The organism is Bacteroidia bacterium (assembly GCA_041391665.1).
Lineage (GTDB): Bacteria > Bacteroidota > Bacteroidia > J057 > J057 > JAGQVA01.
In genome coordinates this window covers 366,269-379,225 of sequence record JAWKNO010000003.1, presented here as the reverse complement: position 1 = coordinate 379,225, position 12,957 = coordinate 366,269, and the positions used below count along the sequence as shown (strand labels likewise).

The window sequence follows — 12,957 nt, the reverse complement described above, 5'->3', positions numbered from 1 at the left end:
AATTCAGATGGCTTTTAGGAAAAATGATCCTGTAAATATCTGCATGATTTCCCCTAAAAACAAAACCCCGTCTGCAAAGCAGGCGGGGGAATCCATGGTATATTGAATATTTTTTTTCGAAAAATAAATCAGCGGCTTTCGATTATGTCCATTACTTTGTTGTAGATAGGATCTACGAAAAACAGGAATCCTACGCTCAGCCCGGCAAAAATGCCTATCGGGGCATCAGTCGTCGCGGTAATACCTATGCCGAGAAACAAACTCGAAAGAAAAAAAGCCCAGCCATACTGGTTTTTTCTGTATTGTTTTTCTTTGGGAACTTCGCGGGTTTTGCGCCGGGTGTTCGTATTTTCACTTTCCTCGTTTTGTGTCCGGGGAATTACGACAGAAGCTTCCGAATTATACTTTTTATCATTTTCGTAGTTGTCATCGTCAAAAACTTCAACCTCTACAATTTTGAATTTATCTTCCGGGTCTGAAAATTGCATAGTGTACAATGTTGATGTGGTAAGTCTCTGTTTAATACTGATGTGTTTGTGGAAAGTTGCCAGGAAATGAAATATTTTTTCAACTGACCACTTTCTTTCTTCAAGTTAGCAATTTTTCCCGACAGATAAAATGCAAAATGTTAGTTCTGCGGCAGGGGAAGTGGCGCACCTGAATCCAGATTGGATTGAACCAGGTCGAGCAGGACAGAGCCGGAGAAAGCCTTTTCCTTGAGTATATCATTCAGACGGGCCTTTCGGGTTTCTACGGCTTTCTCCTGAAGGGCTTTATAATAAAGCAGAGCAAGTTTCACATCACGGGTGTTGAAACTGAGATTCTCTTCCGTTTTGATCCAGCCTTTTTTCCTCTTTTCTCTTCCCGAAACATGGAGCCAGTCTCCCTGTCTTTCCATCGTTACGACAATTTCTCCCAGTTCAAGTTTGTCGTCCCGCAAAGTCATGATATCCGGGCGGCGGTATAATTCGGCTTCTTTAATAACGGCTGCGAGGGTCGCATTTTTCTCAAATACATAATCGTGTACCCAACCTTCCTGACCATCCTGGAGCCGCACTTTCATATAGTTGCGGTTTTCTGATTCAATCTCCAGTTCCTCTCCCAGCATTTCTACCTTCTCTCCGTAATAGACGGACTCCACATAGTTGTTTTTTTTGTCTTTGGTCAGTTTCTTACTGCCGGGCTCCACGCGCAACCCTGCGACATCCCATACGCAAATCGCTACTTTCTCCTGAGGAATCTCGGTAGTATCAGCAGTAACATTATCCGTAAAACCGGGAGGTGTGTTATCTGAAATATTATTGTTCCCCTGACAACTGGCTAACACCAGGCAAAAACCCAGTCCAATCAGCAGGTGACCTGGAACTAATCGCATAATATTTGGATTAATTACTGCAATATATAAGCCAGCGCGTGATTATTCAAAGCAATATACACTAACAGGCTCATATTCCTGCAAAACTTTCCATATTGTCGCATTCTTATGCCTGTCTGTCCCTACTCTTTGCTGATTCTTGTTTCAAAGTATCCCTGGTCTGTGAGCAAAAGCAGCTGGTAAGTGCCGGAACTCAGGGTGCCGAGATAAAGTTTGGTGAGGTATCCTGCGGTTTCTTCGCGGCTCATCACCAGACGACCGGCCAGATCGTATAGCCGTATCTGAACGGGTTTGCCAGAAATACTGCTCAGGTCAAGCCAGTATTCACGCTGTACCGGGTTGGGATATCCTTTGATATTGAGTAGCTCTCTTCCGTCAATTCCGGCTGTGTAAGTAATGATCTCGCAGAGGGTATCTGCACAGCCAAACCGGTCTGTAACCGTCAGACATACCTGATAATCGCCTTTCAGTGCATACTCATAAAAGGGATCTGGTACATTGCTTGTTCCTAAACCATCGCCAAAATCCCACGCCCAGGTAGTTGTGGTCGTATCCGACATGTCGGTAAATTGAATACCGGTAGTTAATACCTGGTAATTATATGCAGCCGAAACCCCGCCCAGTGTTACAATTTCAAAGGTGTCTGTCCATTTGCATGAAGGACCAAAAGAAAGCCGGAGGGCGTAATCTCCCGCGCCAAGGGATGAAATATCTTCTGTAACGTCTCCGGTTGACCACTCAAAACTAAATGGCCCTACGCCTCCGGTGAGATTCAGGTCAATGGCCCCATCCTCACTTTCAGGACAGGTTTCTCCCGTAAGCTGGGCAACTACAGAGGGTGCTTCATTGATGGTAAATGTGGTGGTCGCTGTATCTGCACATGTCAGCAGGTTTACAATGAGGGAAATTGTGGTTGAGCCGCTGTCCGGGAATACAAAACTGGCGTCAGTGGTGCTTGAAAAAGGTATCCCGTCACTCAACCATAAAGCTGTTGTGCCTGCCGTACTCGTATTCGTAAAATCCAGCGTATCGCCCGGGCAGACCGATCCAGATCCCGAAGCATTAAATTGTGCTACGACACCAATGGCACTCCCCACGGTAAATGTATCTGTCCTGCTACAGCCCAGACTGTCTGTTACGGTAACTATATAGTCGCCCGCGCCAATTTGTGAAAGGTCTTCGGATGTGCTTCCATTTGACCATGAAAAAGTATAAGGGGAAATCCCGGAACTGGCAGTCAGATCAATTCCTCCGTCCAAAGTGCCGTTACAGGTTTCGTCTGTCGTGGAAGCAGAAAGAACGGGCTCTGAGACAAGAAACGTCTGGCTGGCGGAATCGGAACAGGTAACGTTGGCAGCCACTAGCATAATGGTATATAAACCCGTATCTGCGAATGTATAGTTGGCAACAGCGTTTTGGTTAAAGAGTGTACCATTTGAAGTCCAGTTGTATTGCACTGCTCCGGTGCCTGTACTTGTAAATGTGGCCGATTCTCCTTTGCATAATTTAATGAATGCACTGGAAGTGAAATCTGCTACTACAGGCGTGCCTGCGCCGACAGTAACAGAGTCAATAGCCGTACAGCCCAGGTTGTCTGTAACGGTTACCGTATAAGTTCCGGCAGACAACTGAGTGAGATCCTGTGTTGTGCTTCCATTGGACCATGCATACGTATAGGGCGCTATGCCGCCGGTAACCTGCAGGTCAATGCTTCCGTTTTGCGTACCGGGGCAACTCTCGATATTCACCTGGCCAAATGAAAGTTGCGGCTGGGTGATATTGACCGTTTTGGAAGTAGAGGCGGTACATGCGCCGTTTCCTGCTGTAAGCGAAACGGTAGAAGAACCTGTTGAAGGAAAAGTAAACCCTGCCACAGAACTGGTACCAATCACATTTCCTCCGACAGTCCATGAGTAACTGGATAGTGAAGGGTCATTAGCCGTAAAGGTCAGACTGTCTCCCGGGCAACCGGTAAGGCTGCTGGCGGTAAAATTGGCGTTGACAGTACAGCATGATATTACATTCAGAGGCCCGCTCATAGAGGCAAGATTCAATCCATTCTCAAAATATCTGATGGTTATTGTGTAATTCCCCGCAGGTATTGTACCTACGATTTCCGTGACACTGTAAGGCAGAATTACCGGCAGACAAATAAATGGTTGCAGGATGAATACATCTACATACAGCGTGCTTCCGACAATCGTATGGCCTGTTCCCTGAATAGTAGCATTTCCACAGGGCAAAAAACCATTGATCGTAACCTGGGTATTGTTGCACTCCAGTACAGGTGTCGGAGAAACTACATAACTGCTAATGGGCTGAGCGGTAACCATAGCTACGGAAAAAACCAGCACGATATGCGCGCCCAAAAAACGTAAAAAGTTCTTCATACCTCCAAAATTTAAAAGTAGTCTCATTGTTATTACAGTTCTGTAATTTAAAAGCAAACATTTGACTTCTCCAAAGATTATCTTCTGCATGCTTCATATTCTTTCAGAATAGCGTAATAATTTTCCGGCAAAAGCAGAATGGGACATTTGCGAGGGTTTCTGTAATTTGTAGATAATTGCTGATAGTAAACAGAATCGCTGGAATGTTATGGCAAATGAAGTAATCATAATTGGTGCAGGGGGGCTGGGACGAGAGGCTCTGATGACATTGCGGGAGCACAACCGCCATAATCTCTCTGACAACGGTCCTTTGAATTTTCTGGGCTTTGTCGCTGATTCCGGTGAAAAAAATATTCACAATGAACCAGTTCTTGGCGACGATATATGGGCATTTGCCAATCTTTCCCGCCATATCCGTTTTGTCGTAGCTATCGGCAATCCCACCCGCCGCAGGAAAGTAGCTGAAAAGTATATACAGGCAGGTTTTGAACCTTTTCGCCTTATTCACCCTTCGGCCATTACTTCAGAATATGTGCATCTGGGCCTGGGCGCCATTGTATTGCCCGGCGCCGTGCTGACGACAGATATAAGAACAGGCATTTTTACCCTTATCAATCCCCGTGTTTCACTGGCGCATGACGTGGTAACAGGGGATTTTGTCACCCTGGGGCCGGGTGCAATCATCTGTGGGGAAGTGGTGGTCGAAGCAGAGGTGGAAATCGGCGCAGGGGCTGTTGTTTTACCTCGTCTGACTTTAGGGAAGGGCTGTTTGCTGGGCGCCGGTGCTGTTGCTACACGCAATCTGGAACCCGGAAAAACATATATCGGCATTCCCGCGCGTCCGATGTTTGCAAAGCTCTCAGGTACGCCGTAATTTGTCCCTGCACATGTATAATGTCTGGGAAAAAGATATTACCTACCTGAAAAGGGTCGGCCCGCAAAGAGCCGCAACACTTGCCAAAGAATGCAATATCCGCACTTATGGCGATATGGTCCTGTATTACCCCCGCAAATATGTGGACCGTACACGCATTAGCCGTATCAATGAGATCACCGGAGAAGAATCATTTGTCACGCTAGTTGGTAAGATCACCCGGTCAGAAGTGGTGAAAACCCGCAACGGCAGGGGACTTATGACTGCTGCCTTTACAGATGGAAGCGGGTTTCTTGAGCTTAACTGGTTTCAGGGAATAAAATGGGCACAAAAGACCATTAAAATCGGAGAAGAGATTACCATATTTGGACGGCCGTCCCTCTTTGGCAGCAAACTGCAGATTTCTCACCCTGAGATTGATTATATGAAGGATGAGGAGGGGACAAAAAATGTTCTCAAAATCATTCCTTTTTACCCTTCCGGCGAAAAACTCTCCCGTATGGGAATGGACTCCCGCGGAATCCGTACCATCATGGGAAAATTACTGGAAGAGGCCCATGAGCATATTGCCGAAAACCTGAGCGTTGATATTATCCGCCGCTACGGCCTGATCTCTCACAAGGAGGCTGTCATGAATATTCACTTTCCTGAAAGCTGGGAAAAACTCGAAATGGCGCAATGGAGACTGAAGTTTGAAGAATTTTTTTTCTTCCAGCTTATGCTTGCCGGGCGGCGAAAAGATGCCAAAACGCACAACCTGGGGAATCCTTTTACGCAGATCGGAAATTATTTCAACGATTTTTTCCAAAACCACATGCCCTTTGAGCTTACCGATGCGCAAAAGCGTGTGCTGAAGGAAATTCGCCGCGATTTGGCGCAACCTGTGCAAATGAACCGGCTCATCCAGGGAGATGTCGGTAGCGGAAAGACCATGGTCGCTTTTATGACCATGCTGATGGCCAAAGACAATGGTTTCCAGTCCGCGATCATGGCACCTACGGCAATTCTTGCCGAACAGCATTTTAAAAAAATCTCCCAAATGGCCGAACTTGCCGGGATGAAAACAACTCTGCTTGTAGGCGGCCAAAAGAAGAAAGAGCGGGACGAAGCATTAGTCGGTCTGGCCAGCGGGGAAACGGATATTGCCATTGGAACCCATGCGCTGATCGAAGACCCTGTCGTCTTTCACAGGCTGGGATTGGTGGTGGTGGACGAACAGCACAAATTTGGCGTCATGCAAAGGGCCCGGCTCTGGCAGAAAGCCAATCCTTTCCCTCACAATATGCTCATGACAGCTACGCCTATTCCCCGCACGCTGGCCATGACGCTCTATGGCGATGTGGATGTGTCGATTATTGACGAATTGCCTCCCGGCCGGCAACCGATCAAAACCATGGTTTTTGGTGAGTCAAAAAGACTGGAGGTTTTTGGTTTTATTCGCCGCGAACTGGAAGCCGGGCGACAGGCGTATGTCGTATATCCGCTGGTGGAGGAGTCTGAAAAGGTAGATTTGCTGGCCGCAGAAAAAGGGCATGAACTGCTGGAAAGGCATTTTTCCGGTTTCAGAGTAGGAATCGTACATGGGCGAATGACTCCCGACGCCAAAGAGTTTGAGATGGCGCGGTTTGTCAAAAAAGAAACTCATATTCTGGTTTCCACGACGGTGATAGAAGTCGGGGTAGATGTACCCAATGCAACGTTGATGCTGATTGAAAATGCAGAGCGGTTTGGTTTGTCTCAACTTCATCAGCTGCGCGGAAGGGTAGGGCGTGGTGCTTTTCAGTCGTATTGTGTGCTGATGGCAGGATATAAACTTTCCGCAGACGGCAAAAAACGTCTGGCAGCGATGCGCGATACAAACGACGGCTTTAAAATTTCGGAAATTGATCTGGAACTGCGCGGGCCGGGAGATTTTCTGGGCACACGCCAGAGCGGGCTACCGGAATTTTTTCTCGCAAACGTGGTCGAAGACCAGGACATCCTCAAAATTGCCCGTGAAGCAGCTTTTGCTTTAGCAGATATTGACCCGGAGTTGTCTTCCGAAAATAACCGGATGGTCAGGGAAGCTTATCGCAACTACCTCCGCAATCTGGATGCAGCAGGGACAATTGCCTGATTTATCCTACCAGGTCCCGCATCAGCTTGCCCGCAACATCTGTAAGCCGAAAATCTCTTCCCTGATAGTGATAGGTCAGCTTTTCGTGATCCATACCCAGCAGGTGAAGGATCGTGGCCTGCAGATCGTGGACATGCACCTTGTCTTTGACGCCGTAATAACCAATATCATCGGTTTCTCCGTATGTTATGCCCGGTTTCACACCGCCTCCCGCCATCCACATCGTAAATGCTTCATTGTGGTGGTCGCGCCCTTTAAATGGCGCTACTTTTCCGCCACGGTTTTCCCACATCGGCGTACGGCCAAATTCTCCCCCCCAGATAATGAGCGTTTCATCCAGTAAGCCGCGCTGCTTAAGGTCATTGATCAATGCAGTCATGGGCTGGTCCACGTCTTTGCATCGCTCTACAAACCCGTGATGCAGAGAGTCGTGTTCGACATTGCCATGAGTATCCCAACCCCAGTGATAAAGCTGCACAAACCGTACTCCTTGCTCGACCAGTCTTCGCGCCAGCAGACAATTATTGGCGAATGCAGCCTGCCCGGGCTTGGTTCCATACATTTCGTGGATGTAGGCAGGTTCTTTGGAAATATCCATGACCTCCGGAACCGAAACCTGCATATTAAAAGCCATTTCGTATTGAGATATCCGCGTCAGAATTTCCGGGTCATGAAATTCATCATACTGGCTTTTGTTGATCTGGTTAATAGCCTCAATAGATTTCTTTCGCAGGTCGCGCGACATCCCTTCGGGATCAGACAGGTACAAAACCGGGTCACCTTCCGACCGGCACTGCACCCCCTGATAGACTGTGGGCAAAAACCCACTGCCCCATACGCTTTTGCCTGCACTGGGAACTTTCCCGCCTGAGACCAGAACGACAAAACCCGGGAGATCCTGATTTTCGGTGCCGAGGCCATACGTTACCCAGGATCCCATGCTTGGCCTTCCCAGACGTGCACTGCCAGTCTGCAGGAGCAACTGCGCGGGAGCATGGTTAAACTGATCTGTATGCATAGCCTTCAAAAAAGCGACATCATCTACTACCCCTGAAAAATGCGGTAACCGCTCAGAAACCCATGCGCCTGATTGCCCGTGTTGGGCAAAAGCAGCCTGTGGCCCCAGCATTTTGGGCACGCCCTGAATAAAGGCAAAGGTTTTGCCTTCCAGCAATTCCTGCGGACAGTCTTTGCCGTCATATTTCTGCAAAAGCGGTTTGTAATCAAACAATTCCAATTGAGAAGGAGAACCCGCCATATGCATATAGATCACCCTTTTGGCTTTACCGGCAAAATGGCTGATTTGCGGCATCATCGGATTGGTCATGTCCCGGGAAAGTGCAGCGACTGCTTTTTCCACGTCAGAACCACAACCCCCCAGTAAACTGCCCAATGCCATCGCTCCCATACCCAGTGTACAGGTTTTGAGAAAATGGCGGCGGGTCTGCCATTCGAGATGGCGATATTCATATTCCTGTTGGAGATCCATAGGATTTATTCTTTCATGATAAAACTATCCAGATTCAGAATGGCATTGGCGACTACGGTCAGCGCTGCCAGATCTTTATTATTTTCCGGCATATCCGAAACTTTTAAAACAGAACTGGCGGTATTTTTTTCCGAACTTCTTTCCTGCTTGCTGGCTTCTGCATAAAGCGTCATCAGTGCATTTACCGCTAGGGTATTGGGTTCGCGCAGAAGAGCCATGCGGTACCCTTCCCTGATCTGCGATTCCGGATCAGCGGATTTTTCACGCATTCTCTGGGCAAGTGCTGCCGCCGCTTCCAAATATACCGGGTCATTCAGCATTACCAGCGCCTGTAGCGGCGTATTGGTACTGATCCTTCGGGAAACGCAAAATTCTCTGCTGGGTGTATCAAACGTAACCATGGACGGATAGGGACTAGTGCGCCGCCAATGGGTATAAATCGCCCTTCGGTATTTGTCTTCGCCCTCACTCGTTACCCATTTTTCCCCACTATAGACCACTTGCCAGATTCCCTCGGGTTGGTCGGGCATGACAGATGGACCATACATTTTACGACTCAGCAAACCGCTTACTGCCAATGCCTGGTCGCGGGTCTGCTCGGCAGAAAGCCTGATTCTGGGTCCCCGCCCCCAAAGTCGGTTCTGCGGATCAAATGCCAATACTTTATCGCTGGCTTTTGCGCTTTGCCGATAGGTCGCAGACATTGCGATCGTTTTTATCAACTCTTTAACATTCCAGTTCAGTTCGCCTGAAAAGTGCAGTGCCAGCCAGTCGAGCAGTTCAGGGTGGGAAGGGGGAATGCCTTGTGTACCAAAGTCTTCCGGTGTTTCGACAATGCCCCTTCCAAACAACTGCTCCCAGTACCGGTTGACCGCTACCCTTGCGGTAAGCGGGTTTTCGGGGCTTACAAGCCAGTCAGCTACAGCCAGTCGGCTGGCAACAACCTCCGGCGACAACTGTGGGAGAGAACCCGGCACAGCTGCCGAAACCTCATCTGCCGGGACCAGCCAGTTGCCCCGGGTAAATACATGCGTATTCCGGAGGTTACCTTTTGTGCGGGACTTAATCACAGGTGTCTGTACCGCTTTTCGCCGAAGCCTCAGTAAGCTATCCTGCCAGGCGATCAGTTCCGGATCAGGTGGTGAAACGCCCTCATAATTCATCCTCATCTCAAAGACCCGCAGCAGCCCGTCGGGATCGCTCTGCTCGGCATGAGTATTGACAAGATGAACATAAATATCGTGGACACCTTCTCCGGCAGTACGCGGAATTGTCGTTTCTTCACGGCCTTTGGGGGTAGGTTTGAGATTCATGCCGGCAACCAGCGGGCCGTCAGGTTCGTCCATGCGCACTTCCATCCGGCCTTTATCTCCGTTGCAGGTGTAGCGGAAAGAAAAACTTTGAAGATCAGTCAGGTCAATATTCTCATACTTCAGGAAGAATATTTTTCCAGGAATATTTTTGGGCAAACGCGCCCAGTTATCTGCGGATTTGTCTGAGTTGATTTCTACATCGTTGAAATCATCGCAGTCCCATGGAAGCATTCGGGGTCGAATGGCCGTTTTAATCTGAGATACCAGATCGAGAGAAGTATCGATGGCGCCCTGTGCGTATTTTTCATTTATCCACCCGATCACCTCTCTTACGGCAGAGTCATTTTCAGGAGAAAAAGTCTCAAGGACCGGAAACTCGGCGTCCAGGTCAGCATCCTGTGCATTATTAAAAAAGGCCATAAACCGGTAATAATCCTCCTGGCGGAAAGGATCGTAGGGATGGCTGTGACACTGTACACATTCCATGGTGGTACCCTGCCAGACGGTCCAAGTGGTATTCACCCGGTCAATGACCGCGGCGATGCGGTACTCCTGGTCTTCGGTTCCTCCTTCGGTATTGTTCATGGTATTGCGGTGGAAAGCCGTGGCAATCAGCTGGTCTTCCGAGGGGTTGGGCAATAAATCTCCTGCCAGTTGTTCGCGGGTAAATTGGTCAAAAGGCATATTTTCATTTATTGCACGAATCACCCAGTCCCGGTATTTCCAGATATTGCGGTAAGGATCTTTTTCGTATCCCTGAGAGTCTGCATACCGGGCGAGGTCGAGCCACATGGCGGCCCATCGTTCGCCAAAATGTTCAGAAGCCAGGAGTCGGTCTACTACTTTTTCGTAGGCTTGGGGGGAATGGTCTTTTTCAAAATCCTCCAGTTCTTCCAGTGTAGGCGGAAGCCCTGTCAGATCCAGGCTGACACGGCGGAGCAGCACCGCTTTATCAGCTTCGCTTGCCGGTTTCAGTCCTTCTTTTTCCAAACGCGCGAGCACAAACCGATCCACGGGGTTTTTTATCCAGCTTTTCTGGCTTACGGAGGGGATTTTTGGCTGTTTGGGCGCTACATATGCCCAATGATCTTCCCATTCTGCGCCTTCTTTAATCCATTGGGTGATGCGGTCAATTTCTACCTCAGTCAGCGGCTCCATGTCGAGCGGCATACGCTCCTCCGGATCGTGGTGGCGGATGCGTTTGAGGATTTCGCTTTTTTCGGGAGAGCCAGGTACAATCGCCGGGTTGCCAGACTTTCCGGCTTTCAATGCTTCAGCGCGAAAAAGCAGGCTTAATTCTCCCTGCTGCCTTACTCCGCCGTGGCAGCGCATACATTTACCGTTGAGAATCGGGCGTATTTCTGTATTAAAATCGACCTTCTTTTTCCCGAAAAGGAGAACATTAATAGCCAGAGCTGCCAACAGCACAATCCCGATGGAGAGATAGGTAATATTTTTTCGGCTCATAGGTAGTAGTTTCCTGTGAAAAGTTAATGATGATCGGCCAGATTCGCAACTTACTTGTCCATCTTGAAGATTCGTTCCATTATTTGCCACTTTTCATCTGCCGACGCTTCTTCTGTGGTATTTTGAAACTGCGCCATATGCGCCTCCCATTCCGATTGTCGCGGTAAAGTCCCAAGCCTGGTCATTGCTTTGTCGTGTTCAAACTCGTCCACGGTCTCCATAATCATAAAAAGCTGATGCCCTAACAGATAGATTTCCATATCGAGAATTCCGACCTGGCGCATGCCTTCTGTGATTTCGGGCCATACTTTCCCTGGTGCATGCGCAGATTTATAAGCCTGTATCAGATTGTCGTCGGGTCTGAGGCTGAGTGTTTTGCAATATCTTTTCATAACATATACCCCCAAATTTTGATCGAAGATCGCTGACATAATTTTTAACGCAGAGTTTCGCAAAGTACCACGCAGAGGAACACAGAGATTACCCTTTTATTAAATACCCTTTGCGTTACTTCGCGATTCCTTCGCGTACTTTGCGTGAACTATATAAATTTTGATCGAAGATCGCTGACATAATTTTTAACGCAGATTTTCGCAAAGTACCACGCAGAGGAACACAGAGATTGCCCTTTTATTAAATACCCTTTGCGTTACTTCGCGATTCCTTCGCGTACTTTGCGTGAACTATATAAATTTTGATCATAGATCGCTGACATAATTTTTAACGCAGATTTTCGCAAAGTACCACGCAGAGGAACACAGAGATTACCCTTTTATAAAATACCCTTTGCGCTACTTCGCGATTCCTTCGCGTACTTTGCGTGAACTATATAAATTTTGATCGAAGATCGCTGCCCTAATTTTTAACGCAGCGTTTTTTTTGCTGTTAGCAAACCTCCAGCACAGCTTTGATGACTTTATTTTGGGGATTGGTCCAGTCGGGAAATACGCCGATCATTTCGGTCATATCTGCCCTGTGGGTAATCCACGGAGCGGTATTGATCTGCCCCCTTTCGATCATGTCTATAATCTGTACAAACTCATGGCTCTGGCTGTTGCGGCTGGCCATAAGGGTGATTTCCTTGCGGTGGAAATAGGGGTCGTGGAAAGTATAGTCGCCAATATAAAGCCCGATAAACACTACGATTCCCCCAAAAGCCACATACTCTATCGCCTTCGCCATCGAATGCCGGTTGCCCGTAGCGTCAAACACAACCGTAGGCAAATCGCCGCCAAACTGACTGCGAATCAGCTTTTCGGCATCGCCTTCCGAGGGGTTGACTGTGCCCGAAACGCCCATCTGCGCGGAGCAGAAATCCAGCCGGTCGTTATTCATATCCATGACCACAACCTGTGCGCCGGCAGCTTTGGCAAACTGGATCGTTCCCAACCCGATGGGGCCTGCGCCGATGACGAGAACCAGGTCGTCTTTCCCCACCCGGGCGCGGTTGACTGCATGACAACCGATGCCAAGTGTTTCGACAAGCGCAAGTTGATCATAGGAAAGAATGGCAGACTTGTGAAGATATTTTGCCGGAAAACGAATAAACTCCCGCATACCGCCGTCTTCGTGAACACCCAGTACTGAAAGGTTTTCCCCGCAGTTGGTTTTTCCTCTGCGCACTGCCTGGTCTGACGTAGTATTCCGGTAGGGTTCGACGGAGCAGCGATCTCCGGGTTTTACATTTTGTACGTCAGGCGCGACCGAGACTACCTCGACACCGAGTTCGTGGCCAAGAATACGGGGGTAGGAGAAAAAAGGCTGGTTGCCCGCAAAAGCGTGAAGGTCTGTGCCGCAGATACCTACGCGGTGGATTTTCAGCAGCGTCTCGCCAGCGGCGAGGGTAGGGTCCAGCTCTGTCTGTATTAGCGAAAAGTCGCCAGGTTTGTTGAGAATGATGGTTTTCATAGAAATTTTTAATCGCACCAATCTA

The 12,957-nt window shown here is 48.5% G+C and carries 9 protein-coding genes; 2 read left to right on the top strand and 7 right to left on the bottom strand.

The window, feature by feature from the left end; translation table 11 throughout:
* Positions 1–128 precede the first annotated feature (128 nt).
* The 3 genes from R3D00_24310 to R3D00_24300 all read right to left on the bottom strand — a co-directional run bounded on the left by R3D00_24310 (position 129) and on the right by R3D00_24300 (position 3,765).
* Entirely contained in the window at positions 129–488 is a 360-nt protein-coding gene (locus R3D00_24310) for a hypothetical protein (protein ID MEZ4776321.1), read from the bottom strand.
* A 140-nt stretch (positions 489–628) separates the two neighbouring features.
* Positions 629–1,375, bottom strand: a complete 747-nt coding sequence (locus R3D00_24305) for a hypothetical protein (protein MEZ4776320.1) — start codon at positions 1,373–1,375, stop codon at positions 629–631.
* Between the two features lie 122 nt (positions 1,376–1,497).
* Positions 1,498–3,765 carry a PKD domain-containing protein gene (locus R3D00_24300; protein MEZ4776319.1) on the bottom strand — a complete coding sequence of 756 codons (2,268 nt, stop codon included), beginning with the start codon at positions 3,763–3,765 and terminating at the stop codon, positions 1,498–1,500.
* A 208-nt stretch (positions 3,766–3,973) separates the two neighbouring features.
* Between R3D00_24300 and R3D00_24295 the strand changes: the two genes are divergently transcribed.
* Together R3D00_24295 and recG are read left to right on the top strand one after the other, a co-directional pair.
* Entirely contained in the window at positions 3,974–4,639 is a 666-nt protein-coding gene (locus R3D00_24295) for an acetyltransferase (GenBank protein ID MEZ4776318.1), read from the top strand.
* A gap of 13 nt (positions 4,640–4,652) precedes the next feature.
* The gene (gene recG / locus R3D00_24290) at positions 4,653–6,755 is read left to right on the top strand and encodes an ATP-dependent DNA helicase RecG (protein ID MEZ4776317.1); all 2,103 of its coding nucleotides are present in this window, start codon (positions 4,653–4,655) and stop codon (positions 6,753–6,755) included.
* 1 nt (position 6,756) lies between these two features.
* On the opposite strand, the gene R3D00_24285 is transcribed toward recG, so the two are convergent.
* The 4 genes from R3D00_24285 to R3D00_24270 all read right to left on the bottom strand — a co-directional run bounded on the left by R3D00_24285 (position 6,757) and on the right by R3D00_24270 (position 12,932).
* Complete coding sequence (locus R3D00_24285; GenBank protein ID MEZ4776316.1) at positions 6,757–8,244, bottom strand: DUF1501 domain-containing protein; 1,488 nt, start codon at positions 8,242–8,244, stop codon at positions 6,757–6,759.
* A gap of 5 nt (positions 8,245–8,249) precedes the next feature.
* Positions 8,250–11,024 (bottom strand): DUF1553 domain-containing protein, encoded by a 2,775-nt coding sequence (locus R3D00_24280; GenBank protein MEZ4776315.1) that lies wholly within the window; start codon positions 11,022–11,024, stop codon positions 8,250–8,252.
* Between the two features lie 50 nt (positions 11,025–11,074).
* Positions 11,075–11,416 carry an L-rhamnose mutarotase gene (locus R3D00_24275; protein ID MEZ4776314.1) on the bottom strand — a complete coding sequence of 114 codons (342 nt, stop codon included), beginning with the start codon at positions 11,414–11,416 and terminating at the stop codon, positions 11,075–11,077.
* A gap of 493 nt (positions 11,417–11,909) precedes the next feature.
* The gene (locus R3D00_24270; protein MEZ4776313.1) at positions 11,910–12,932 is read right to left on the bottom strand and encodes a zinc-binding alcohol dehydrogenase family protein; all 1,023 of its coding nucleotides are present in this window, start codon (positions 12,930–12,932) and stop codon (positions 11,910–11,912) included.
* Positions 12,933–12,957: the final 25 nt, after the last annotated feature.